Below are 24,362 nucleotides of genomic sequence, written 5' to 3'. Positions count from 1 at the left end.
CTGCTCGCGCCCTTTCCTCCGCCACAGAGAGGTGAGGTATTATGCAAAGCACATTTGATCAGGAACTCGAAGACCGGCTGGTGCGTTATGCCGCCATCGACAGTCAAAGTGACGAGACATCCCCGACGACCCCGAGCACTCAGATCCAGTTCGACATGCTGAACCTGTTGCGTGATGAGCTGATCCAGATCGGCGCGCAGGATGTTGAGATGACGGGCGACAGTGTTGTTGTCGCGACCATTCCCGGAACGGCGCCGGGGCCGACCGTGGGCTTTCTGGCCCATGTCGATACGGCCCCTCAGTTCAACGCAACCGGCGTCAAGCCGCGGGTGATCAAGGGGTACAACGGTGGCGACATCACCTTTCCCGACAACCCGGATCTGGTTCTTTCTCCGGATGACAACCCCTATCTGGCCGAAAAGATCGGCCACGACCTGATCACCGCGTCGGGCACAACCCTGCTGGGCGCGGACGACAAGGCAGGTGTATCGATTCTGATGACGATGGCACGGCACCTGATCGAAAATCAGGATATTCCACATGGCCCTATTCGTATCGCGTTCACTCCGGATGAAGAGATCGGCCGGGGCGTCACGGAACAACTTCCCAAGGATCTGGGCGTGGATTTTGCCTATACGCTGGATGGGCAGCAAGTGGGTGAGATCGAGTATGAAAGTTTCTCGGCCGACCGCGCCGTGATCCGGATCGAGGGTGTTTCGATCCATCCCGGCCTGGCCAAGGAAAAGATGGTGAACGCCACGCATCTGGCGGCAAAGATCGTGCAGACATTGCCTCAGGCCACCATGACGCCGGAAACCACGGACGGGCGCGACGGCTTCATCCATGTCACTGACATGAACGGCGGATCATCCGAGATGGAGATCAAGCTGATCCTGCGTGATTTCGAGATGGACGGGCTGGAGGCGCAACGAAACATCGTGCGGCAGGTCTGCGCCGCTGTGCAGGCCACGGAACCGCGCGCGACCATCACCTGCGACATCAACCACCAGTACCGCAACATGCGGTATTGGCTGGAAAACGACATGACTCCGGTCGAGCTGGCGCGGGATGCGTGTCGCGAACTGGGGGTTGAACCGCTGTCGGTGCCGATCAGGGGCGGAACGGACGGATCCCGCCTGACCGAATTCGGCACCCCCTGCCCCAACATCTTCACCGGGATGCAATGCGTTCACGGCCCGTTGGAATGGATTTCAGTGCAGGACATGGCGCTGGCGACGGAACTGTGCCTGTCGGTTGTGGCCAAGGCGGCACAGGCCGAAACGAATGGTCAGAGCTGAATTCCGCCGGATGAGCAAGGGCCCTTTCACCCGGGGGGCAGCGTGTTAAGTTAGCGCGGAAACGCATTTAGGAACAGTAGATGAAGCGCTACGAATACAAGGTCATCCCCGCCCCGCAAAAAGGTGTCAAAGCCAAAGGCGTGAAAACGGCCGAGGGCCGCTTTGCCGTCTCGGTCGAGCAACTGCTGAATCAGATGGGTCAGGATGGCTGGGAATACCAGCGGGCCGAGCTGTTGCCCAGCGAGGAACGCTCGGGTCTGACCGGATCGACCACGAACTGGCGCAATGTGCTGGTGTTCCGCCGCGTGGTGGAAGAGGAAATCGATGCCTCGTGGGTCGGCGCAGTACCTGAGATGGATGACACCCCGCTGGCCCAGCCGATTCCGGGCCCCGACGAGGTACAGGCCCCGAAACCAATTGCCGCAGAATCGGACGAGCCGCCCCTGTCGTTGAAGCGGTCTGATGACGCCGTTGATGAAAACGGCCCTTCGAAAACATAGACTTGGGGGCTGGTACGACCGCTAGAACGATTGCAAATGCCCTGTGGCCTTGTGCAGGACATCCGTGTTCGCTCTGACATACGTCAAGTCGAGCCGGGACGGCCCAACCACATTGGAAAGCAATAAGGGCTACACCCTCGGGAAATCTGTGGCATGTTAGCCGGATATTCTGGAGGGACATCGAAATGGCTATTCGGCAGACACAAGGGCGGACACGCCTGTATGACAGCATTCTCGACACGGTCGGTGACACGCCCTGCATTCGGGTCAATCGGATCGCGCCAGAGCATGTGACCGTCTATGTGAAATTCGAGGCCTTCAACCCGGCAGGCTCGGTCAAGGACAGGCTGGCGCTGAACATCATCGAGGCGGCGGAACGTGACGGGCGGCTGAAGCCCGGACAAACCGTTGTCGAAGCGACATCCGGCAACACCGGTATCGGGCTGGCCATGGTGTGTGCGGCCAAGGGATACCCTCTGGTCGTGACAATGGCCGAGAGCTTCTCGGTCGAACGGCGAAAGCTGATGCGGTTTCTGGGCGCCAAGGTTGTTCTGACCCCCAAGGCGCAAAAAGGGTTCGGCATGTATACCAAGGCCAAGGAACTGGCCGAGGAAAACGGATGGTTCCTTGCCAGCCAATTCGAAACTTCTGCCAACGCCGCTATTCACGAAAACACGACGGCGCGCGAAATTCTTGCCGATTTCGAAGGGCAACAGCTGGATTATTGGGTGACGGGCTATGGGACCGGTGGCACCGTTTCGGGTGTTTCGCGTATCTTGCGGAAAGAGCGGCCCGACACCAGGATCATCCTGACCGAACCGGCAAATGCCGCAATCGTATCATCAGGTTACGTCAATACGCGCAACGCTGACCATCAGCCGACCGAAAGCCACCCCGATTTCGAGCCCCACCCGATTCAGGGCTGGACACCGGATTTCATCCCCTGGGTTCTGCAGGAAGCCATCGACAATTCATACTATGATGAGCTGATCCCCATTCCCGGACCCGAAGGAATCGCATGGTCGCGCCGGCTTGCAGCCGAAGAAGGGATATTCACCGGGATTTCGGGCGGATCGACCTTTGCGGTGGCCATGAAGCTGGCCGAATCCGCGCCGGCAGGCTCTGTCATACTGGTCATGTTGCCGGACACCGGCGAGCGATACTTGTCGACCCCCCTGTTCGAGGGAATCGAAGAGGTCATGACACAAGAGGAATACGCCATCTCGGCATCTACGCCGTCCGCGCAGATGGAGGCTGGTTGACACGTAAAGGTCTTCAGACGCCGATATCCAGGGCCAGCGCGTGGATGCGCGGCACGATGTCGCCCAGCGCCTTGTGTACCGCACGGTGGCGGGCGACGCGGGATTTGCCTTCGAATGCGCTGGCGCGGATACGAACGTTGAAGTGGCTTTCACCACCTTCCTGATATCCTGCATGGCCCCTATGGCTTTCGCTGTCGTCGATCACTTCAAGCTCGCGCGGATCAAAGGCGGCTTGCAGGCGGGTTCGGATCTCGTCGGTCACACTCATTTTTTTGCTTAGCGGCAAAAATATTGCCGCACCCCTCTTCTACTTTCGGCTGCTTAGATTAAACTGCTGCCTCCGAGTCGAAAAGACGCGTTCTTGAGGATTAGAGCATGGCGAAATCAGACCCCTTCGGATTCGATATGTCCGTTTCCAGCGCCAAAAAGAAGAATCCGCGGGGACGCCGGGGCATGTCGGGTGCCTCTGAAACCTCGGTCCGGATCTGTGACCACGAGGGATGTGAAGAGCCGGGAAAGTTCCGCGCGCCAAAAGCACCGGATGTCCTGGATGATTATTTCTGGTTCTGCCAGCAACACGTGCGGGAATATAACCAGAAGTGGAATTTCTTTGACGGCACCACCGAAGCCGAGCTGAACGCACAGCGTTCGAAAGACAAGGTTTGGGAGCGCGAGACCAAGCCGATGGGCGACCCCGAAGCACGTGCCTGGGCCCGTTTGGGGATCGAGGATCCGCATCAGGTTCTTGGTGCCAACAGCACGCAGAACAAAGGCCGCACGACGGGTGGCGGCGGACGACGCCTGCCGCCGACCGAACGCCGTGCGATCGAGATTCTCGAGGCCAATGACAGCTGGACCAAGGCCGAGGTTCGCAAAGCGTACAAGAAGCTGATCAAAGTGCTGCATCCGGACATGAACGGCGGAGACCGCTCGCAGGAAGAGCAGTTGCAGGAAGTTGTCTGGGCCTGGGATCAGATCAAGGACAGCCGGAACTTCAAGTAAGGGGACGGCTTTCCCTGCTTTGCGTTCGCGGCGCGCTCTGCCTGAATGGTTGGGTGCCGCAGACGACACAACCTGAAAAAACTGCGCAAGTTCCGTATGGAATCCTGTTTCATTCCACACGAAAGTGATGGAGGATTTGGGACAGGAGTTTCCAGGGATCAGTTTCGTGCGCACATCCATTTGCCTGTTGCTCGTCTCGCTAAGCGGGCTCATCGCTGCCAGCTTCATTCCGACTGATGCGGATTGGCTGTTCCTTTTGGCGCTGATTTGCGTGATGGCCAGCGCAATCTTGTTCATACGGGCCTGGTTCAGGTGGCGCCGGGCAAATACATGGATCATCGTGGACGGCTCGAACGTCATGCACTGGAAAGACGGCTCCCCGGATCTGGAGACGTTGAAGAAGGTCCTTGAGACGTTGAAGCGCGCAGGGTTCAAACCGGGCGTCATGTTCGATGCGAATGTCGGGTACAAAGTCGAAGGCCACTATATGGACGACCGGAAGCTGAGCCGCGCCCTGGGCCTACGATCCAAGCAGGTCATGGTGGCCCCCAAAGGGACACCTGCGGATCCGCTGATCTTGAAGGCGGCGCGGGATAGCAAGGCACGCATCGTCACAAATGACCGGTTTCGGGATTGGGTAGACGAGTTTCCGGATGTGTTGAACGCGGATCGTCTGGTAAAAGGTGGCTTTCGCAAAGACGAACTTTGGTTTTCGCTATAGCCAAGCAACAGTTGACCCAAGGCACAGATGTGTAAGGCCATCACAACGGTGCTGCACTGAGAAATTGCCTAAGGCAACTGTTCCGAGAGAACACATTTGAAGGGGTTTGTTGAGGCCAGGGATCAAACCAGGGGCGGTTCGGATTACAACTATTCGCGCTTTAGTCCGGGTATGAGCTTCGCCATGCAATTGCTTCCCGGCGCTTCAAACAGCTTAAGCGAGTTTGCTGCGACTCTGCGGTGCCGTCACGCAATTCGGGGAACAGTGCGAGCAGTTCTTCGACGTCTTCACGACTGAAAGACTTCAGCGCTGTGTCGCCCAGAAAAAGACTTTCACTGCGTAACCCCTGCGAGTGCAGTACCGCGTGTCGAGAGCAGGCAATGTGGTAATATGTGATGTCTTCACCTGTGTGCACCTGCTGAATTGTTCCGTCATTCACCAAGTGGATTGCCGCAACAAAGACCCGATCTTGTCCGAACAACAACTCGGCGCGCCAGCCTTCCAGCATGATCCGATGTTGCGGGGACACAAAAACATCCTGGTTGGGTTGACCCTTGCAAATCGCGTCGCGCCGAATGCGAACGGGTCTAAATTTTGGTTGCAAAGCCAGTGTTTGTGCACTCAGCACTTTTTTCCCGATCCACAAAATCGGCAGTGTTTTTCCACCTGACACGCAAACTCTGTCACCGATCGCCAAGTTTTCAACCGGACGGGGACCGGTTTCGGTCTCGATCAGGGTTCCAGCAACAAAACAGGGCGGATTGTTCGGATCAAGATCTCCGGTTGTGATTTGCCAGTTTCCGGTTGTCATTGGCCCGGTGGGGTTATTGGTGTCCCAGGCATAGGTGCCAGTACCGACCTGAATGAATTCGCCAGATTCCCCGGTACCTTTGTAGTTACCTTGACCAAGGTATGTATAGGGTAGGAACGGACCACCGTTGATCGAAATTGTTTGACCCGAGACAATGGCTGGTTCGGTCCTGTTTTGTACGATCAAGTCGCCTTGCCCGCTTGTGTTGACCGAATGAAGTAAGACATCAAACGACATACGTTGTGTCCGTTAAGCAGGTTGGACCAAAAGGAAACTCGCAACGAACATGTTCCCTCCGTGTGTTGACTGAACAGAACACCACAGACCTCACAAACTCACAAAGAACGCCAAAAACCACATTTAAAAGTCATGTTAACGCGCCGAAGAAGCATTTCAATGATAGTATGTTAATGTTTGCATTTGAACGAGGCGCAAAGGTTGTTGCCAGCCTTTCACCGAGGACTTCTGGGTTATGCGCAATCGGCCTCAAAGCTTGTTAACGCGAGGTGCCAAATCGTAGCGTGGGTCATCAATCTGGAATGACACCCCACGCGCAACGATAGGGCCAGTTTGCAAGAAAAACATGCGCACCTCTGGGCGCCTTTCGCTTTCCCTTGCCCTTGCCCGCAATATGTTGCACCACACACGGGTTCATACCCGGTGAACGGGCCAAAGGATAAGGACTAGGCGCATGGCTGACGGATCGATCGATATCAACGCAAAACCTACCGAGGATATCTCGGTCCGTGACGTGTTCGGCATTGACAGCGACATGGCGGTCAAGGGTTTCGCCGAGCGCAGCGACCGAGTGCCGGTGATCGATCATACCTACAAGTTCGATCCGGAGACCACGCTGGCGATTCTGGCGGGCTTTTCCCATAACCGTCGTGTGATGATCCAAGGCTATCACGGCACCGGCAAATCGACCCACATTGAACAGGTCGCTGCCCGTCTGAACTGGCCCGCCGTGCGTGTGAACCTCGACAGCCATATCAGCCGGATCGACCTGATCGGCAAGGACGCGATCAAACTGCGCGACGGCAAGCAGGTGACCGAGTTCCACGAAGGCATCCTGCCCTGGGCGTTGCGCAACCCGGTTGCCATCGTATTCGACGAATATGATGCGGGCCGCGCAGACGTGATGTTCGTGATCCAACGTGTGTTGGAGCATGACGGCAAGCTGACCCTGCTGGATCAGAACGAGATCATCACCCCGAACCCGAATTTCCGCCTGTTTGCCACCGCCAACACGGTCGGTCTGGGCGATACCACGGGCCTGTATCACGGCACGCAGCAGATCAACCAGGCGCAGATGGACCGCTGGTCGCTGGTGTCGACCCTGAACTATCTGAGCCACGACGCCGAGACGATGATCGTTCTGTCGAAAGCGCCGCATTATAACACCGCCGAGGGCCGCAAGACCGTCAGCCAGATGGTCACCGTCGCCGACCTGACACGGACCGCCTTCATGAATGGCGATCTGTCCACCGTCATGAGCCCGCGGACCGTCATCAACTGGGCTCAGAACGCCGAGATTTTCCGCAACGTGGGCTATGCGTTCCGCCTGTCCTTCCTGAACAAATGCGATGAGCTGGAGCGCCAGACCGTGGCCGAGTTCTATCAGCGCTGCTTCGATGAGGAGTTGCCTGAAAGCGCCGCGAGTGCGAGCTTGGGGTAAGCACCCGAATTGCGCCCGGAGCGGGCGCAATGCCTCCGGCGGGGATATTTTTGGCCAGATGAAGACGGATCCGTTACTGTTTTCGACGCCGGGCAGGCCAGTACTATGAGGGCTTAAGGACATGGCACAGAAGAACGACAACCCCGCCGATCCGTTCAAGAAGGCCTTGGCCGAGGCCACCAAGGTCATGGCTGATGATCCCGAACTGTCGGTGACCTATACAGTGGACCCTTCGGGCATGACGGGCGAGTCGATGCGGCTGCCTCAGGTCTCGCGTCGGATGACGCGTGAAGAGGTGCTGTTGGCGCGTGGCACGGCGGACGCCTTGGCATTGCATCGCAAGTATCATGACGACGCGACCCATGCGCGCTATGCGCCCCCGGGCGATATGGCGCGGGATCTGTACGAGGCGATGGAGACCGCCCGCTGCGAGGCGATGGGCGCGCGGGACATGCCGGGCACCGCCAGCAATATTGACGTCAAGATCGGGCATGAAGCAATCCGGCGTGGGTATGATCAGTGCAAGCAACCCGCCGATGCACCTCTTTCGGTTGCGGCAGGCTACCTGATCCGGCATCTGGCCACCGGGCGTGATCTTCCGCCTGCTGCCGAAAACATAATGAACCTGTGGCGTGGATTCATCGAAGAGCAAGCGGGCGGGACGTTGGAGAATCTGGACGAGATTCTCTCGGATCAGGCGGAGTTTGCCAAATTCGCCCGTCAGGTGATCAAGGATCTGGGATATGGCGACCAGCTTGGGGATGACCCCGATGAGCTGGACGACGAGCAGGAAGACCAGGCCGAGGAAGACGCCGAAGAACAGCCCGATCCCGACAGCACCGGTCAGGATGATCAGGACGAACAGGACGCGGACGCAACACCTGAGCAGACGCAGGAAGAGCAGCAGGATCAGTCTCAGGCCCAGGTCTCGATGGACGAAATGGCCGAAGACGAGATGGGTGACGAGGCTGAGATGCCGGATGGCGAGGCGCCGCTGGAGCCGCCTGCCCCGCCGCCCGCATCCGAAGCGGATCCGGATTACAAGGTCTATCTGGACACCCATGACGAAGAGATCGCCGCCGAGGATCTGGCGGAACCGGCCGAGCTGGAACGTCTGCGGGCCTATCTGGATCAGCAGCTGGAGCCCTTGAAAGGGGCGGTATCGCGTCTGGCCAACAAGCTGCAACGCCGCTTGCAGGCGCAGCAGAACCGCAGCTGGGAGTTTGACCGCGAGGAAGGCATTCTGGACGCGGGTCGATTGGCACGTGTGGTCGCGAACCCCACCACTCCGCTGAGCTTCAAGGTCGAAAAGGACACCGAGTTCCGCGACACGGTGGTGACGCTGCTGCTGGACAATTCGGGGTCGATGCGGGGTCGTCCGATCTCAATCGCCGCCATCTGTGCCGATGTTCTGGCGCGAACGCTGGAGCGGTGCAATGTAAAGGTCGAAATTCTGGGCTTTACCACGCGGGCGTGGAAAGGCGGTCAGGCACGTGAGGCATGGCTGAACGACGGACGCCCGCAACAGCCGGGCCGTTTGAACGACCTGCGCCACATCATCTACAAGGGCGCGGACGCCCCTTGGCGTCGCGCGCGGCCCAATCTGGGTCTGATGATGAAAGAGGGCCTGCTGAAAGAAAACATCGATGGAGAAGCCCTGGAATGGGCACATCGCCGGATGCTGGCACGGCGCGAACAACGCAAGATCCTGATGGTGATCTCGGACGGTGCGCCGGTCGATGATTCGACACTGAGCGTGAACCCGGCCAACTATCTGGAAAAACACCTGCGCGACGTGATCGCGATGGTCGAAAAACGCAAGATGGTCGAACTTTTGGCCATCGGCATCGGCCATGACGTGACACGGTATTACGACCGGGCGGTGACGATTACCGATGTCGAACAACTGGCCGGCGCGATGACCGAACAACTGGCAGCTCTGTTTGACAGTGACCCGCGGGCGCGGGCGCGGGTCATGGGGATGAGAAAGGCCGGCTGAGGCTGATCTTCTGCCCGGCGGGCGCATTTCCCCGAGGGCGACGTGTTTTTCGTTGCTGATCATCGGCTTGTTCAGGCGGGGTGTTCCCGTCTGGACATTTTTTGAAATGCGCCTCAGGGTCACGCTCAAATGATGTGAATGAGGCCGCCCATGTTCCAATCCTTCGAAGTGACCGCCCGCCCGGAACAGGGGCCACCGCGGCTGGCCGCCTTGCGCGAACAGATGGTGCAAGAAGGGCTGGATGGGTTTCTGATTCCGCGGGCGGATGCGCATCAGGGAGAGTATGTCGCAGCGCGCGATGAACGTCTGGCCTGGCTGACCGGGTTCACGGGCTCGGCCGGGTTTTGCGCCGCCCTGCGCGACGTGGCCGGAGTTTTCATCGACGGGCGGTATCGCACCCAGGTCAAGGCACAAGTTGCCGCAGATTTCACCCCGGTCCCCTGGCCCGAGGTATGCCTGAGCGCCTGGCTGAAACAGCAATTGCCCAACGGCGGCAAGATCGGTTTTGACCCGTGGCTGCATGCGGCAGGGCAGATTTCCGGCACATTGAGTGATCTGGAAGGATCGGGCATCGAACTGGTGAGATGCGAAAACCTTGTGGACCGGATCTGGGCCGATCAACCCGCACCGCCGATGAACCCGGTCAAGGCGCATCCGATCGAATTTGCCGGGGAAGGTGCGGACAGCAAGATCGCCCGTCTGGCCGAAGACCTTCGACGGGCCGGGCACAAGGCAGCGGTGATCACCCTGCCGGATTCCATCATGTGGCTGTTGAATATCCGTGGGTCGGATATCGCCTATAACCCGGTGGCCCACGGCTTTGCCATTCTTCATGCAGGAGGTCAGGTCGATCTGTTCATGGCGGCAGAAAAACTGGCCGGGGTACGGGATCATCTGGGTTCTCAGGTGACCTTGCGCGCTGTGGGCGATTTTCTGGATGCGGTTGCGGCTCTGGCCGGTCCGGTGCAGGTGGATGCCGCTTCGGTACCTCAGATCGTGGCCGATGCGCTGGGTGACGCGATGACGGATGGCGGCGATCCCTGCGCCCTGCCCAAAGCCTGCAAGAATGCGGCTGAAATCGCAGGCAGCGCCGAGGCGCATTTGCGCGATGCGGTGGCGGTCATCGAAACGTTATGCTGGCTGGACCAGCAAGCCCCGGGCAGCGTGACCGAAACACAGGTTGTCACCCGGCTGGAAGAAAACCGGCGCAAGGACAATGCGCTTCAGGACATCTCGTTCGATACCATTGCAGGCACGGGTCCGAACGGCGCGATCATGCATTACCGCGTGACGGAAGAGACCGACAGTCGCCTGGAAAAAGGCCATATTCTGGTGCTGGACAGTGGCGGGCAGTATCTGGACGGCACCACCGACATCACCCGAACCATCGCCATCGGTGACGTCGGAACCGAGGAAAAAACCTGCTTCACCCGGGTGCTGAAGGGCATGATTGCCATGTCGATGCTGCGTTGGCCTGCGGGCCTTGCCGGGCGGGATATCGAATGTGTGGCCCGCGTGCCGCTGTGGTCTGCGGGACAGGATTTCAACCATGGGGTCGGACATGGGGTCGGCGCCTATCTGAGCGTGCATGAAGGGCCGCAACGGCTGTCCAAAGTCAGCCATGTACCGCTGCAACCCGGCATGATCCTGTCAAACGAACCCGGGTATTACCGGGAAGGCGCCTTTGGCATCCGCATCGAAAACCTTGTGGTGGTGGAAGACGCTCCTCTGCTTCCCGGTGGCGATGCCGAACGCGCGATGCTGAACTGGCGCACGCTGACCTATGTACCGATTGACCGCAGACTGATCATGGTCGATATGTTGACGACCGACGAACGCGACTGGCTGAATGCCTATCACCGCGACGTTGCGGAAAAAATTCGCCCAAGGCTGGGACATGACGCACAACTGTGGTTGGATGCCGCAACTGCCCCAATCTGACACTGGTCTGTTACATAAAACAGGCAGAGGGGTGGCCCTGATACGACGACGGAAGGAAGAGGAATGGCTGAGATCACGATCCGGAAAGCGCCGGGCAAATGGACCGTCCGCTCGGGCGGTGCGATCCTGGGCGAAACGAACAACGCGCTGGAACTGCTTGAAGGCGACAAGGATCCGGTGATCTATTTCCCGCGCAACGATGTTGCGATGGCGTTTCTGGATCGGACCGACAAGGTGACCCACTGCCCCGGCAAGGGCGACGCGACGCATTTTTCCATCGTCAACAAGTCATCCGTGACAGACAACGCGGTCTGGAGCTATGAGGATCCGATTCAGGCAGTGGCCGAGATCAAGGACCATCTGGCATTCTACCCGGCTGAATCGGTGAAGGTGGAGCAGATCTAACGCCAGCCCCCGCGCCCACCTCACGCAGCTGTGGCATGCACGTGAACGGCATTTGCGGCACACTTGCTCCGGGGTAACACCGGAGGCTTCCATGTCGATGTCACGTCGCGGTTTTGCTGGGATGATCGGGGCTGGTGCAATGGCACCCGGTGTGCTGTGGGCGCAGCAGGATCCGGTTCTGGACGCGTTGCGCAGCACGCTGAGCGGGCGTCGGACCGCGTTTGAGGCGCAGATGGCGTATCTGAAGGACCGTGGCCAGCCGGATGTCGTGGCCGGGTTGCTGACTGCGATGCGTTATGCCGACAGGCGACGGGATGAGATTGTCGAGGTGATGGAGGCCTTGACCGGGCAACGGCACGGCAATGACTGGTTCGAGTGGAAGCTGTGGCAAGAACGAAACCCGCAGATTGTCCCTCATCCGTCGTTGATCCCGTTCAAGCGCGAGGTTCTTCTGGGGATCGACCCGAACTTCGATCTGTTCCTGCGGCCCGAATATCTGCAACGCGACAAGATGAAGATCCGCCTGGAAGAGATCGCCTGGGGCGGTGTGTACAAGGATGGCATTCCGTCTCTGGACAATCCCACCCTGATCTCTGCTTCGAATGCGGGGTATCTGAAGGGCGATGATCTGGTATTCGGCGCGGCCATCAACGGGGATGAGCGCGCCTATCCCCTGCGGATCATGGGCTGGCACGAGATGTTCAACGAGGTGATCGGCGGCGTGCCCGTGGCGCTGGCCTATTGCACGCTTTGCGGGTCGGGCATCCTGTTTGAAACCCAGGTGGCGGGGCGGCGAAAGCCGTTCATTTTCGGGTCGTCAGGTTTCCTCTATCGTTCGAACAAGCTGATGTTTGACCGAGAGACGCATTCGCTGTGGAACCAGTATACCGGCAGGCCTGTTGTGGGGCCTTTGGCGAACAGCGGCATCACGTTGAAACAGCGCCCTGTGGTGATCACGACATGGGACAGCTGGAGGACCTCGCATCCCAAAACCCGTGTTCTGTCGCTGAACACCGGGCATCGGCGCAATTACGGATCAGGGGTGGTTTATCGCGACTATTTCGCCTCGAGCGAGCTGATGTTCCCGGCGGTTGTGGATCAGTCCCGGCATCGGCAGAAGGATTACGTCTTTGCCGTGCGCCAGTTTGGTGCAGCCCGCGCCTGGCCTCTGGATGCGTTCAAGGGCAAACCGGTGATCAACGATGCAATCGGTCGGACACCTCTGGTTCTGATTGGCGATCCCAAAGAGCGCAGCGTGCGGGCCTATGAGCGAAAAACGCATGCGTTCCGGGCGACGCAAGGCGGGTTGCAGGATAGCGCGGGGAACGGTTGGACCGTCACGGAAGAGGCTTTGATCGGGCCGGATGGAACGCGTTTGCCACGAGTCGCCGGTCATGTTTCCTATTGGTTTGCGTGGGACAATTATCTGGGCGATGAAGCCAGCGTGTATGGTGAGTGAAACTCAGGAATGCTCTTCGGCAGCCGTGGCCGCAAGCGCCCTGTTATATGCCTTGAGCGCATCGACGTGATAGAGCGCCCCAACCGGTGTTTCAGAGCCGTCGTTTTCCAGAATGACAACCGGAATGCAGGGGATATCGTCACGATCAAAATAGGGCATGGCGGCTTCCAGCGTGGCGCTGGCCTGAATGCACAGGCCCTGGTCGATCAGCCCCTGTGCCTCTTCCTTCGTGATCGACCGCGGATCCCCAAGCGGGCGCATCACGGCTCCGGCGCGAAGCATTGCCAGCAGATAAGCCTGCGGCCCCGCGGCCAGGTGGACATCACGCCGTTCCAGCTGGGTCAGGAAGAAAGACCGGTCCACAAGTCTCGAGGCCAAGGCCGTGGACATGGACACGCTGACCATCACGGCAAGGCCGATCTGCCAATCGCCGGTCAGTTCAAAAACGATCAAAGTGGTCGAGATGGGCGCGCCCAGCACGGCCGCGGCCACGGCGCCCATTCCGGCAAAGGCATAAAGCGTATGCGTGCCCGACACATCCGGCAGCAACCCGGTGGCGATCAGACCGAAGGCAAGCCCGGTCAACGCGCCGACCATCAGAGACGGAGAGAACACCCCGCCCCCCATGCGCCCGCCCATGGTAATCGCCACCGCGACCGTTTTGATCACCGCAAACAGGATGGCAGTGGTCAGCACCAGATCACCGGTCAGGGCGCGAATTGTCGTCTCGTACCCCACGCCGATGATATGCGGAAACCAGATCGCCATCAGCCCCAGCATCGCCCCGGACACCGCAGGGCGCAGCCAGGCCGGAATCGACAGGCGGTTCTGGATATGGCTGCCAATATCCTCGGCAAAGAAAATCGACCGCATCAGCAGCAGCGCGACAAGTCCGCAGATCAGGCCCAGGATCAGGAAGGCCGGAAGCTCGACATAGAATTGCAGCGATCCCGGCGTCTCCAGCGTGAACTCGGTAACGTCGCCATATTCCAGCCGGTTGATCACCGTTCCCGCGACCGAGGCGATGACGATCGGGGCAAATGCGTGAACGGCGAAATGGCGCAGCACGACCTCGAGCGCGAACAAGGCCCCCGCAATGGGGGCGTTGAAGCTGGCCGACACGGCCGCGGCAACGGCACATCCCAACAGGTCACGTCCCGTGATCCCGTCCGCGTGTATGCGGTTGCTGACCCATGTGGAAATCACTCCGGCCATATGCACCACCGGCCCCTCGCGGCCTGTTGACCCGCCCGAACTGAGCGTGATGAGCGAGGCGAAGAACGACGCGATGCCCGCCTTGACCTCGACCCGCCCGTCGGTGATGGCCGAACCTTCGATCACGTCGGCAACCGACCGGACGCGGCCGTCATTGGTGAACCGGTTCAGGATGATGCCGACGACCAGGCCACCGAAGATGGGAATGATCAGAACCATGAACCATGGCAGTTTCTCGGCGTGGCTGTGCAGCAGCAGGATGTCATCGGTATCGTAAAGATAGGCTTGCAGCGCGCGGATGGCCTTGCGGAAGCCAAGCGCCATGAAACCGGCCGCGATCCCGATGGCCAGCGCAATGAACCAGAACTGGATCTGGCTTGGCCCCCGGCGCAGCATGACCCGCCACGCATCCTTGATCGCGGCCAGAGCCTGATTGAACTGGTTGCGCAGAACGGTGCGGGTCGATTGGGTCATTGGCCCTCGGGGATCATCACTTAACCCTTAGTAAGCCACGGAGCGCCCATATAAAAGTGAGATAGCGACAGTGTGAGCACCAATTCACGCCATCGCCGCATCAGGCCTGCAACAGAGCCCGGGCGGCGGCACGGGCTTCTTCGGTGATGGTGTCGCCGGCCACCATGCGCGCGATCTCGTCCACCCGATCCGGTTCGGCCAAAGGAATGACGGTGGACAGGGTTTGTCCGTCAGTAACCTGTTTCTGCACCCGCCAGTGATGCGCCGCCCGTGCGGCGACTTGAGGGGAATGGGTGACAACCAGAACCTGCCCGCCCTGCGCCAGCGACGCCAGCCTGCGCCCGACCGCATCGGCGGTTGCCCCACCGACACCGCGATCGATTTCGTCAAAGATCATCGTCCGGGCACTGTCGTCGCCAGACAGGCAGACCTTGAGGGCCAGCAGAAAGCGGCTGAGCTCACCCCCCGAGGCGATCTTGTTCAGCGGCCCCGCCGGCGCACCGGGGTTGGTGGCCACGGTGAAGGCCACCGCGTCGGTGCCTTCGGGGCCGGGTTCGGCCGGGGTGATCTCGGTCTGGAATACGGCGCGTTCCATCTTGAGCGGGGCCAGTTCCGCCATGACGGCCGCGTCAAGCCGCCCGGCGGCGGCCTTGCGCGCGGCGCTGAGGTCGGCTGCGGCAGCGTCGTAGGCTTGTTGCGCCGCGTACACGGCTGCTCGCCTGTCTGCCAGGTCGGCATCCCCTGCCTCCAACCGGTTCAGCCGGTCACGCAGAGTGTCGGCAAACGAACCCAGATCATCCGGGGCCACGTCATGTTTGCGGGCCTGCGCACGGATGGCAAACAGGCGTTCCTCGGCCTGTTCCAATTCTGCCGGGTTGAAGTCCAGCGCCTGAAGGCAGGCATTCACGCCATCCTGCGCCTCGCCCAACTCGATCATCGCGCGCCCGAGCGCTGCTATCGGTTCTTCCAACTGGCCGCCCGCATTGTCCGAGACGCCTTCCAGCCAGCGGATGGCGTCGGACATGGCCCCTTCCGCCCCGTCCCCGGACAACAGGGCAAAGGCACGCGCAACATCGTCGCGAATCCGTTCGGCCCCTTGCATCATGCGGCGGCGGGCATCCAGCTCGGCATCCTCACCGGGTTGCGGGTCAAGCTGGTCAAGCTCGGCGACCGCGTGACGCAGGAATTCTTCCTCACTGCGGACGGCAGCCAGAGCGGCCTCGGTCTCGGCCAGCGCCTTGCGGGTACGGGACATCGCGGCCCAGGCGGTTCGCACGTTTGTCAGCTGCTCCGAGACCTGTGCGAATTCGTCCAGCATCGCCCGATGGCCACGTGGATTCAGCAAACCGCGGTCATCATGCTGTCCGTGCAGTTCGATCAGAGTCTCGGACAGCGCCCGCAGAACTTCGCCCGAGCAGCGGCGGTCATTGACCCAGGCGGTCTTGCGCCCCTCGGCCGTGTTGACGCGGCGCAGGATCAGTTCCTGGCCCCCCGGCAGACCGGCTTCGGCCAGAATCGCATGTGCGGGATGATCGGCAGAGAGTTCGAATTCGGCGACGACCTCACCTTGCGCGGCCCCCTGCCGCACCAGTTCCGCGCGCCCTCGCCAGCCCAACACGAAGCCAAGCGAATCCAGCAGAATCGATTTGCCCGCGCCGGTCTCGCCGGTCAGTGCGTTCAAGCCCGGCTGAAAGCTCAATTCCAGCCGGTCGATGATCAGCATATCGCGGATATCAAGGGCGCGCAGCATGTGGTCTTCAGCGTCCCGGACCAAAGGCCATCGCGATTACAACCATTCACCTTTGATGGTCTGACGATAAATCGTGCTGAGCCAGTTGTTACCGCGGCTCTTGAGATCAAGCCCGCGAGAGGTCAACAGTTTGTACGCATCGTCATACCATTCCGAGGACTGGTAGTTGTAGCCAAGAATGGCACCTGCGGTCTGCGCCTCGTCCAGCAGGCCAAGCGACAGATAGGCCTCGACCAGACGATACAGTGCTTCGGCGGTGTGGGATGTGGTCTGAAAGTCTTCGACCACAACACGGAACCGGTTGATAGCGGCAATATAGTGATCCTGACGCAAGTAGTAGCGCCCGATCTCCATTTCCTTGCCCGCCAGATGGTCGAAGGCCAGATCGAACTTCAGAACCGCCGATGTGGCGTATTCGCTGTCCGGATAGACCTCGATCACGGTCCGCAGAGATTGCAGCGCCTGGAAGGTCAGGCCTTGGTCACGCCCGACTTCGTCGATCTGATCATAATAGCTGAGCGCCAGCAGATACTGCGCATAAGCAGCATCTTCATCCGTCGGATAGAAATCGATATAACGCTGCGCCGCCGCGCGGCTTTCTTCGTAATTCTGGTCCGAATGGAACGAAAACGCCTGCATGATCAGCGCGCGCTTGGCCCAGTCCGAATACGGATACAAACGTTCTACTTCCGAGAAATACCACGCCGCGTCGTCCGAGCGATTCTGCGACAGTTCGTATTCACCTCGGGTATAGATCTGTTCCGGCGTGAACCCTTCCAGGTTCTGTTCACGGTCCGCGCCCTTGTTGCCAAAAAGGCCGCCGGCGTTGCCGCATGCCGTCAAAACTGCTGCCAGAAGAATCGCACCCGCGAATCTGACTGCCGCTTTGCTGCCAACCATACCGCCCATCCTTGTCGTCTTGCTTAATGGGGTTTGCCCCGATTTGAGCCATGGTCTAGCACAGAAAATTCCGGTGCAAAACGCCTTATGCGACTTCTGGCGCAAATGTCGTCAGAGTTGATCTGATCAGGCCACTTCGGGAATTTCGTTGACGACAAGCCCCTGCCCCGGCAGGCGCGCGGCCTGTTCCGGCGTGCACAGTACCGGACGTACGGCGCCCGGCGTTTCGAACAGGTTGCGCAGCAAAGTGTTGGTCAGCGAATGACCCGACTTGTTTCCGGTGAAGTGACCCAAAATCGGCCCACCAGCCAGATAGAGATCACCCAAGGCGTCCAGCATCTTGTGACGCACGGCCTCGTCGACCCGGCGGAAACCGCCCGGTGTCAGAACTTCGACGCCCTGAACGACCACGGCATTTTCAAGCGTGCCGCCCAAAGCCAACCCGTTTTCGCGCATCGCCTCGACATCCGTGCGACGGCAGAACGTGCGACAATCGCTGAGTTCACGCGCGAAGGAACCGTTGCGCATGTCCAGCGTTTTGCTCTGGCTACCGATGGCACCGTCTTCGAAATCGATATGGAAGTCGATGATCAGCCCGTCAGCGGGCGCAAGGCTGGCGCTCGCGCCTTCGCGGGATGCGGTGACGGTTTTCAGAACCTCATAGGCCAATACCGGGCTGGCCTGACGGCGCACGCCCCGGGCCATAATGCCACGCACGAAGTCAATCGAGGAGCCGTCCATGATCGGAACTTCGGGACCGTCGATCTCGACAAGTGCGTTGTGCACACCACACCCGGCCAATGCAGCCATGATATGTTCGACGGTAGAAACCGATACACCGGCATCATTCACCAGACGCGTACAAAGCGGGGTCCGTTCAACCGCATAGTAGATCGCCGGGATCATCGCGTCGCCCAGTTGAATATCCGTCCGCTTGAACCAGATGCCATGACCAGCCGCCGCCGGTTTCAGGACCATGGTCGCCGGCTTGCCGCTGTGCAGCCCGACGCCTTTAAACGTGACCGGAGATTTGAGCGTATGTTGCAAAATGGGCCTCGGTGAGTAGTGTCCAGCCTGCTTGGGCCGTGTTGGACACTGAGTTAAGGAAGCCCGCGTCAAGGCTCAACTCACTCTTTGCAACCGATTGAAACATGTATGTAACAGATCGGCAAAACCCTGCTTACATGCCTGCAAGATACTGTTAATAAACGATTAAGGGCCGCCAAATGGCAGCCCCTTGAGTGGATTTTGTTACCGCGATCAGTTGGCTTGACGGCGCAGGAAGGCCGGAATTTCGATGCGGTCCTGATCCGGATCGGCCTCTTCCTGAAGCGGCGCGGTCGCCTCGGACTGTCGCAAAACGGGCTGCTGCCGCGGCGGTTGGGCCGGTGTATCCGAGGCATGACCGGTCATCCGATCGATCAGACGATTGAAGCCAAAACGCGACCGCTCCTCGGGTTCCTGTTGCGAAACCGCTTCGGGCTGGCGGGGCGCTGCCGGTCGCTGTGGCGCCGACGGAACCTTCTGCACAGCGGCCTGCAAACGCTGCAATGCTTCGGGCGACGGGGTGCCAGCAGCATGTCCGCGCGGTGCCACGAATGCCTCGGGCGCGGGCTCAACATGCTCGGGCTGCGGCTCGAATTCGGCCACACGCGGCTGATAAGCGGGCGGCGGCAGGCCATCCTCGTCACGCTCGTCGCGCGGCTGGAATTGCGGCTGCGCCGGCTCTTCAGCGGCTTCGAACAGCGAAGGTTCGCGGTTTTCTTCCGGCTGCGGGACGGGCTCTGCTGCGTCGGCAACCACCCTGGCTTCTTCCTGAATATGCTCTTCAGCCGAAACCGTGCGGGTCAGCGGTTCGGACATCGAACGGCGCGCCACCGGGACTTCGGTCGTTTTTTCGCTGGCGTCGATGCCGGTCGCAACAACCGACACGCGCATTCCGCCTTCCATAGCGGTATCCAGCGTCGAGCCGACGATGATATTGGCCTCGGGGTCCACTTCCTCGCGGATGCGGTTTGCGGCTTCGTCCAGTTCGAACAGGGTCAGGTCGTGCGACCCGGTGATGTTGATCAACACGCCTTTGGCGCCCTTGAGGCTGATTTCGTCCAACAGCGGGTTCGCAATGGCCTTTTCCGCCGCCTGGATGGCGCGGTCTTCGCCTGTTGCCTCGCCGGTGCCCATCATCGCCTTGCCCATCTCGTCCATCACGGCGCGAACGTCGGCAAAGTCGAGGTTGATCAGGCCGGGGCGCACCATCAGGTCGGTCACGCCTTTGACGCCCTGATACAGAACGTCGTCAGCCATCGAGAACGCCTCGGTAAAGGTGGTCTTTTCATTGGCCAGGCGGAACAGGTTCTGGTTGGGGATGATGATCAGCGTGTCGACAACCTGCTGCAGCGCCTCAACCCCATCTTCGGCCTGACGCATCCGCTTGGCACCTTCGAACTGGAAGGGCTTGGTGACGACACCGACGGTCAGAACACCCAGCTCACGCGCGGCTTGCGCGATGATCGGAGCAGCCCCCGTTCCGGTACCGCCGCCCATACCAGCAGTGATGAAGCACATATGAGCGCCGGCAAGGTGGTCCACGATCTGTTCGATACTTTCCTCGGCGGCGGCCGCGCCTACGGTCGGGCGGGCCCCTGCCCCCAGACCTTCGGTGACTTTCACGCCCAGCTGCACCCGCGCAGAGGACTGGCTTTGTTGCAGCGCCTGTGCGTCGGTGTTGGCGACCACGAAATCAACGCCGTCCAACTGTTTTTCAATCATGTTGTTGACGGCGTTCCCGCCTGCGCCGCCAACGCCAAATACTGTAATCCGAGGCTTCAGTTCGTCGTGCCCGGGCATCGAAAGATTCAATGTCATGCTCTGTCCGCCTGTATTTATGTCCCGCCAAAGCGGTGTTTTTCTTACCTATCCTTGTTCGATTCTAGCGGCCTGATGCCAAAAGGTCACGTCAAAAATCGCGTTTTCCCACAAAATATGGAGGAAATAAGGCATAAACCGGCGGCATTTCGCAGGCCATGCCAGATATAGCGGAAACAACGGCGACCATCACTAGACAACCGGCATGAACGCGAGGACACATTCGTTCATCGCGCTCTGATCGACTGTCATCTACATTGCGGAAAACTGCTCAGGTCCTGCCGCAAGGCCTCTTTCGGGCCTTGTGGATATCTTGAGGGATAAATCGAAACGCTGCAACCGGTTTCTTCAGCTGAGCGGTGCATTTGGACAGTCCAAGCCGCGGTCCGTCATGGATCGCACTTCCTGTATTTCACCATCGACGAATGAGGCAAGCCGCACCATCAAACGACCTTCATGCAAAAACGGCCACCAACAGACCGGAATGCCGTCCGGGTCATTGTCGTACAGAAAACACAACTGACCGTTTGGCGTCGTGATCTGCCCGTAGACACAGCCCTGCCCCTCTTCGCGCCAGACCGACATGCGGCGGTTCAGGAATTGTTCGGTTCCTACCAGGCCACCGCTGCGGATTTCGTAGAATGTCAAAGTTTTGCCGACCGCCGCGTCCAGAAACGCCTCGGGCGTGATCATGGTCTGGGCCGAGGCCCAGCCAGGCAGCAGCGCCGCGCACAGAGCACCCCCGCGCAGGACTCTACCAGTTGTCACGGAACCACCGTACGGCGCGCTTGAACGGGCGCGCGGCATAGGTGTCGACCGGGATTTCAAAATCCCACCATTCATCCTGAGGATGGGCCGCAAACAGGCTGAGGCCGACAGCGGACGAGAACCCGGGCCCGGTGGCTGATTGCGGCAGGCCATGCACGCGCAAGGGGCGGCCCAAGCGAACGCGCTGACCGAGGATGCGCGTGGCCAACCCGTCCAGCCCCATGATCTGGCTGCCGCCGCCGGTCAGCACGATCTGTTGGCTTGGCATATGTTCAAACCCGGCGGCGTCCAGCCGGACGCGGACCTCTTCAAGAATTTCCTCGACACGCGGGCGCATGATGCCGATCAGTTCAGCGCGGCTGACGGTGCGGCGGTCGTGTTCCCAGTCGCCGGTATCACCACCGATATCAATCATATCCCTGTCGTCGGCCCCGGTGGCATGAACGCCACCATTGAATGTCTTGATCCGTTCCGCCACGGCGGCAGGCACACCCAGGCCCATCGAGATATCGGCGGTCACGTGATCGCCGCCCATGCGCACGCAATCGGCATAGATCATGTGCTTTTTCATGAAGATCGACACGCTTGTGGTGCCGCCGCCCATGTCGATACAGGCCGCGCCCAGTTCCTGCTCGTCTTCGACCAGCGCCGAGATGCCCGAGACATAGGCCGAGTTGGCAATACCCGCGAGTTCAAGATCGCAGCGCTTGATACAGCGCACGATGTTCTGGATCGCTGACGAATCCACGGTCAGCATATGCATGTCGACCGCAAGGCTCTGGCCCATCTGCCCGCGCGGGTCGATCAGGCCAGACCGGTTGTCGAGCGCAAAATTCACCGGTTGAGCGTGCAGCACTTCGCGCCCGTCGCCATAATCCGGCACGTCGCAGGCGTTCAGAACGCGACCCACTTCGGCCTCGGTCACGATCTGACCGTCCAGGTCGACTTGTGCATCCAACCCGTAAGAGCGCGGGTTCGCGCCCGAGAAACATGCGATCACATGGTCGACGCGGATATCGGCCATCTTCTGTGCGGCCTGAAGCGCGGTTCGGATGGCACGTTCGGTTTCCTGCATGGCGGTAACTTCGCCGAACTGGACACCCCGCGACCGGGTGGTCGCGGCGCCGATGACGCGAAAGCCCGTCTGACCCGCCATGGAGCCGATGGTGTTGTCCTCGCTCAGCCGACCAGTTCCGTCAAAGCGCAGCACTAGGCAGGCGATTTTCGAACTGCCCACATCCAGAATCGCAATCACACCGCGTTGCAAAGCCTGCCGCCGCATCTGACGCATGGCGCGTTGGGACTGATAAAGATCGGTCATCATGGTCGTTACTGCCCGTTACTCACTGTCACTTGTGTGTTCCACCAGTCGTCGCTGGCGGCTTTGGTCATTCGGATGGTTGGACGCTGCCCGAGGCGCATGTCGACCACGGCCACGTCACGTTCCAGAAGGTCCTGCACCTCGTTCACGGCAAGCACGCGTTCCAGCGCGCGCACCGGACGTTCGGTCGGCAGCATGATGCGCTGACCACGGTCCAGCACCAGATCCCAGCGCCGCTCTCCCACGCGCACCAAACCGCGCACGCGATTGCCCAGGCTGCGCGAGGTCTGAAGAAGCTCCAGCGCTTCACCCACATGATCGCTGGCGCCCGCCCCCGCGATCAGCGGCAGATCAGCGTGATCCTTGCGAGAGGTGGCTTCCTTGACATGCGCGCCTGTCTCATCCAGCAGTTCAAGCCCTTCGCGCGTTCGCCAGACGATCACGGGCTGCCGCTCCACCACATCGACTTGCAGGATGCCTCCGGGGCGGATTCTGACGGTTGCGGATTTCACCGGGTCCAGCCCGGTGATCGTGTCGCGGATCTGTTCCACATCCAGATCCCAGGAACTGATCGGGAAATCCAGCGGCACGATTTCGCGGATGTCTTCGGACAGGTCGGTTCCGGCCCCATCGATGGCCATCAGGTTGACCATGAATTCGGGGCGTTCCTGAATCGAAGTGCGCACATCGGCGATATAAGCGGCAAGTGCGTCGCGACGGTCCTGCGAGGCAAAGAAGATGCCAAGCGCGGCAGCGATGGCGCAAATCGGCAGGCCCACCTTGACACCAAGGCGAATGCCCGGCGTCAGCATCCAGCGTTGCAGCCGATAGCTGAGACGGGACGGCGCAGGGTCACTGCGTCTTGCGGAGCTGGAAAACACACGCGCACCGCGCAGGCGCAAAAGCGGTTCGGCCTCGTGCGAGTCCGTGTCGGCCGAGGCGAAATCGGCATCCGGCCCCGCAAGTGGTTTCCTGCGGTGGATTTCCAGTGAACGGCTGGCGGTCAGCGGTCGCATGAGGCGTCCTCCACCATCCAGGCGCAGAGCTGGCCGAATGTCATTCCAAGATGAGCGGCCTGTTCCGGGACCAGAGAGGTTGGCGTCATGCCGGGCTGGGTATTGGTTTCCAGCAGGAACAACCCATCGGCACCCTTGCTGTCATCCCAGCGGTAATCCGTGCGGGACACACCCTTGCACCCCAGCACGTTATGCGCTCGCACGGCGTAGTCCATGCAGCGGTCGAAAATGTCCTGCGGGATGTCGGCGGGCAGGACATGCCACGAGCCGCCGGGCTTGTACTTGGCGTCATAGTCGTACCAGCCGCCATCTGTCATGATTTCAGTCACGGTCAGGGCGCGGTCGCCCATCACGGTCACGGTCAACTCGCGGCCTGCCACGTATTTCTCGACCATCACCAGATCGGGCATCGCCTCGTCCAGCTGCGGCGGGCCGTTGGCATTTTCGTGGACGATGTAAATCCCAACGCTGGAGCCTTCATTGTTCGGCTTGGCCACATAGGGCGGCTCCATCACGTGAACTTCGACCACCTCGACCTTGGGCACGATCACGCTCGGTACGACGGGCAGCCCTTCGGTTTGGTAAATCTCTTTGCTGCGCTGCTTGTCCATTGCCAGCGCCGAGGCCAGCACACCGGAATGGGTGTAAGGGATACGCATCCACTCCAGCAGGCCCTGCACACACCCATCTTCGCCCCAGCGGCCATGCAGGGCGTTGAAAACCACATCCGGTTTGATGTCCACAAGGCGCGCGCAGAGGTCGGGACCTGCGTCCAGTTCGACCACTTCAAAGCCTTCTCCCACAAGGGCGGCCGCGCATTCGCGCCCAGAGCTGAGAGACACCTCGCGTTCCGCCGAGGGTCCACCCATCAATACCGCCACTTTGGGGTTTGTCCTGCTCGACATACCCAATGTGCGCCTCAATGTCCCCGGACCTTATGTGGTGGTCCGTACTGCGTTTATGCCTTTGATCCGTCG

Annotated in this window: 21 protein-coding genes; 10 read left to right on the top strand and 11 right to left on the bottom strand. The window is 60.2% G+C overall.

Annotation, left to right across the window (positions count from 1 at the left end; translation table 11 throughout):
• Positions 1-41 precede the first annotated feature (41 nt).
• The 3 genes from pepT (at position 42) to GOW56_RS07070 (ending at position 3,060) form a co-directional block, all read left to right on the top strand.
• On the top strand, positions 42-1,298 hold the full coding sequence (gene pepT, locus GOW56_RS07080; protein ID WP_171205434.1) for a peptidase T: 1,257 nt from the start codon (positions 42-44) through the stop codon (positions 1,296-1,298).
• Positions 1,299-1,378: 80 nt separating this feature from the next.
• The gene (locus GOW56_RS07075; protein WP_171205433.1) at positions 1,379-1,798 is read left to right on the top strand and encodes a DUF4177 domain-containing protein; all 420 of its coding nucleotides are present in this window, start codon (positions 1,379-1,381) and stop codon (positions 1,796-1,798) included.
• A gap of 185 nt (positions 1,799-1,983) precedes the next feature.
• Positions 1,984-3,060 (top strand): PLP-dependent cysteine synthase family protein, encoded by a 1,077-nt coding sequence (locus GOW56_RS07070; RefSeq protein ID WP_171205432.1) that lies wholly within the window; start codon positions 1,984-1,986, stop codon positions 3,058-3,060.
• A 13-nt stretch (positions 3,061-3,073) separates the two neighbouring features.
• On the opposite strand, the gene GOW56_RS07065 is transcribed toward GOW56_RS07070, so the two are convergent.
• Positions 3,074-3,328 (bottom strand): BolA family transcriptional regulator, encoded by a 255-nt coding sequence (locus tag GOW56_RS07065; protein ID WP_171167246.1) that lies wholly within the window; start codon positions 3,326-3,328, stop codon positions 3,074-3,076.
• A 107-nt stretch (positions 3,329-3,435) separates the two neighbouring features.
• Here GOW56_RS07065 and GOW56_RS07060 point away from each other — a divergent pair, with 107 nt between their 5' ends.
• On the top strand, positions 3,436-4,062 hold the full coding sequence (locus GOW56_RS07060) for a J domain-containing protein (RefSeq protein ID WP_152458640.1): 627 nt from the start codon (positions 3,436-3,438) through the stop codon (positions 4,060-4,062).
• 166 nt (positions 4,063-4,228) lie between these two features.
• Positions 4,229-4,783, top strand: a complete 555-nt coding sequence (locus GOW56_RS07055; protein WP_371807882.1) for a hypothetical protein — start codon at positions 4,229-4,231, stop codon at positions 4,781-4,783.
• Positions 4,784-4,943: 160 nt separating this feature from the next.
• Here the strand turns inward: GOW56_RS07055 and GOW56_RS21770 are convergent, their stop codons facing one another.
• The gene (locus tag GOW56_RS21770) at positions 4,944-5,594 is read right to left on the bottom strand and encodes a Hint domain-containing protein (protein WP_256369155.1); all 651 of its coding nucleotides are present in this window, start codon (positions 5,592-5,594) and stop codon (positions 4,944-4,946) included.
• 691 nt (positions 5,595-6,285) lie between these two features.
• On the opposite strand from GOW56_RS21770, the gene cobS reads away from it, so the two are divergent.
• The 5 genes from cobS to GOW56_RS07025 all read left to right on the top strand — a co-directional run bounded on the left by cobS (position 6,286) and on the right by GOW56_RS07025 (position 13,076).
• Entirely contained in the window at positions 6,286-7,272 is a 987-nt protein-coding gene (gene cobS, locus GOW56_RS07045) for a cobaltochelatase subunit CobS (protein WP_152458642.1), read from the top strand.
• Between the two features lie 121 nt (positions 7,273-7,393).
• The gene (gene cobT, locus GOW56_RS07040; protein ID WP_171167240.1) at positions 7,394-9,271 is read left to right on the top strand and encodes a cobaltochelatase subunit CobT; all 1,878 of its coding nucleotides are present in this window, start codon (positions 7,394-7,396) and stop codon (positions 9,269-9,271) included.
• Between the two features lie 150 nt (positions 9,272-9,421).
• On the top strand, positions 9,422-11,212 hold the full coding sequence (locus GOW56_RS07035) for an aminopeptidase P family protein (RefSeq protein ID WP_171205429.1): 1,791 nt from the start codon (positions 9,422-9,424) through the stop codon (positions 11,210-11,212).
• A 63-nt stretch (positions 11,213-11,275) separates the two neighbouring features.
• Entirely contained in the window at positions 11,276-11,617 is a 342-nt protein-coding gene (locus GOW56_RS07030) for a DUF427 domain-containing protein (protein WP_171205428.1), read from the top strand.
• 91 nt (positions 11,618-11,708) lie between these two features.
• Positions 11,709-13,076: a DUF3179 domain-containing protein gene (locus GOW56_RS07025; RefSeq protein WP_171205427.1), complete on the top strand. Its 1,368-nt coding sequence runs from the start codon at positions 11,709-11,711 to the stop codon at positions 13,074-13,076.
• Positions 13,077-13,079: 3 nt separating this feature from the next.
• On the opposite strand, the gene GOW56_RS07020 is transcribed toward GOW56_RS07025, so the two are convergent.
• From GOW56_RS07020 to GOW56_RS06980, 9 genes are all read right to left on the bottom strand, one after another.
• Positions 13,080-14,765 (bottom strand): chloride channel protein, encoded by a 1,686-nt coding sequence (locus GOW56_RS07020; protein ID WP_171114940.1) that lies wholly within the window; start codon positions 14,763-14,765, stop codon positions 13,080-13,082.
• Between the two features lie 100 nt (positions 14,766-14,865).
• Positions 14,866-16,515, bottom strand: a complete 1,650-nt coding sequence (recN, locus tag GOW56_RS07015; protein WP_171205426.1) for a DNA repair protein RecN — start codon at positions 16,513-16,515, stop codon at positions 14,866-14,868.
• 36 nt (positions 16,516-16,551) lie between these two features.
• Positions 16,552-17,415: an outer membrane protein assembly factor BamD gene (locus tag GOW56_RS07010; protein WP_171114936.1), complete on the bottom strand. Its 864-nt coding sequence runs from the start codon at positions 17,413-17,415 to the stop codon at positions 16,552-16,554.
• A 126-nt stretch (positions 17,416-17,541) separates the two neighbouring features.
• Complete coding sequence (gene lpxC, locus GOW56_RS07005; protein ID WP_171205425.1) at positions 17,542-18,462, bottom strand: UDP-3-O-acyl-N-acetylglucosamine deacetylase; 921 nt, start codon at positions 18,460-18,462, stop codon at positions 17,542-17,544.
• Between the two features lie 213 nt (positions 18,463-18,675).
• Positions 18,676-20,280: a cell division protein FtsZ gene (gene ftsZ, locus GOW56_RS07000; protein ID WP_171167232.1), complete on the bottom strand. Its 1,605-nt coding sequence runs from the start codon at positions 20,278-20,280 to the stop codon at positions 18,676-18,678.
• A gap of 348 nt (positions 20,281-20,628) precedes the next feature.
• The gene (locus GOW56_RS06995; RefSeq protein WP_171167231.1) at positions 20,629-21,048 is read right to left on the bottom strand and encodes a hypothetical protein; all 420 of its coding nucleotides are present in this window, start codon (positions 21,046-21,048) and stop codon (positions 20,629-20,631) included.
• Entirely contained in the window at positions 21,035-22,369 is a 1,335-nt protein-coding gene (gene ftsA / locus GOW56_RS06990; RefSeq protein ID WP_170344711.1) for a cell division protein FtsA, read from the bottom strand. Before ftsA ends, GOW56_RS06995 begins: the two co-directional genes overlap by 14 nt.
• Before the next feature lie 8 nt (positions 22,370-22,377).
• Complete coding sequence (locus GOW56_RS06985) at positions 22,378-23,385, bottom strand: cell division protein FtsQ/DivIB (protein WP_171205424.1); 1,008 nt, start codon at positions 23,383-23,385, stop codon at positions 22,378-22,380.
• Positions 23,373-24,290: a D-alanine--D-alanine ligase gene (locus tag GOW56_RS06980; protein ID WP_171167228.1), complete on the bottom strand. Its 918-nt coding sequence runs from the start codon at positions 24,288-24,290 to the stop codon at positions 23,373-23,375. Before GOW56_RS06980 ends, GOW56_RS06985 begins: the two co-directional genes overlap by 13 nt.
• Between the last annotated feature and the right edge of the window lie 72 nt (positions 24,291-24,362).

The sequence above is a fragment of the Ruegeria sp. HKCCA0235A genome (assembly GCF_013033235.1).
GTDB lineage: Bacteria > Pseudomonadota > Alphaproteobacteria > Rhodobacterales > Rhodobacteraceae > Ruegeria.
The sequence above is the reverse complement of the archived record's forward strand: the minus strand, read 5'-3'. Positions and strand labels throughout refer to the sequence as shown.

What these genes read in the sequence shown, in the direction of transcription:
- GOW56_RS07025 (WP_171205427.1), top strand. Translation starts at nt 11,709, where the DNA reads ATGTCGATGTCACGTCGCGGTTTTGCTGGGATGATCGGGGCTGGTGCA.
- GOW56_RS07070 (WP_171205432.1), top strand. Translation starts at nt 1,984, where the DNA reads ATGGCTATTCGGCAGACACAAGGGCGGACACGCCTGTATGACAGCATT.
- recN (WP_171205426.1), bottom strand. Translation starts at nt 16,515, where the DNA reads ATGCTGCGCGCCCTTGATATCCGCGATATGCTGATCATCGACCGGCTG.
- cobT (WP_171167240.1), top strand. Translation starts at nt 7,394, where the DNA reads ATGGCACAGAAGAACGACAACCCCGCCGATCCGTTCAAGAAGGCCTTG.
- cobS (WP_152458642.1), top strand. Translation starts at nt 6,286, where the DNA reads ATGGCTGACGGATCGATCGATATCAACGCAAAACCTACCGAGGATATC.
- GOW56_RS07020 (WP_171114940.1), bottom strand. Translation starts at nt 14,765, where the DNA reads ATGACCCAATCGACCCGCACCGTTCTGCGCAACCAGTTCAATCAGGCT.
- pepT (WP_171205434.1), top strand. Translation starts at nt 42, where the DNA reads ATGCAAAGCACATTTGATCAGGAACTCGAAGACCGGCTGGTGCGTTAT.
- GOW56_RS07065 (WP_171167246.1), bottom strand. Translation starts at nt 3,328, where the DNA reads ATGAGTGTGACCGACGAGATCCGAACCCGCCTGCAAGCCGCCTTTGAT.
- ftsA (WP_170344711.1), bottom strand. Translation starts at nt 22,369, where the DNA reads ATGACCGATCTTTATCAGTCCCAACGCGCCATGCGTCAGATGCGGCGG.
- GOW56_RS21770 (WP_256369155.1), bottom strand. Translation starts at nt 5,594, where the DNA reads ATGACAACCGGAAACTGGCAAATCACAACCGGAGATCTTGATCCGAAC.
- ftsZ (WP_171167232.1), bottom strand. Translation starts at nt 20,280, where the DNA reads ATGACATTGAATCTTTCGATGCCCGGGCACGACGAACTGAAGCCTCGG.
- GOW56_RS06985 (WP_171205424.1), bottom strand. Translation starts at nt 23,385, where the DNA reads ATGCGACCGCTGACCGCCAGCCGTTCACTGGAAATCCACCGCAGGAAA.
- GOW56_RS07075 (WP_171205433.1), top strand. Translation starts at nt 1,379, where the DNA reads ATGAAGCGCTACGAATACAAGGTCATCCCCGCCCCGCAAAAAGGTGTC.
- GOW56_RS07030 (WP_171205428.1), top strand. Translation starts at nt 11,276, where the DNA reads ATGGCTGAGATCACGATCCGGAAAGCGCCGGGCAAATGGACCGTCCGC.
- GOW56_RS07060 (WP_152458640.1), top strand. Translation starts at nt 3,436, where the DNA reads ATGGCGAAATCAGACCCCTTCGGATTCGATATGTCCGTTTCCAGCGCC.
- GOW56_RS07035 (WP_171205429.1), top strand. Translation starts at nt 9,422, where the DNA reads ATGTTCCAATCCTTCGAAGTGACCGCCCGCCCGGAACAGGGGCCACCG.
- GOW56_RS06980 (WP_171167228.1), bottom strand. Translation starts at nt 24,290, where the DNA reads ATGTCGAGCAGGACAAACCCCAAAGTGGCGGTATTGATGGGTGGACCC.
- GOW56_RS07010 (WP_171114936.1), bottom strand. Translation starts at nt 17,415, where the DNA reads ATGGTTGGCAGCAAAGCGGCAGTCAGATTCGCGGGTGCGATTCTTCTG.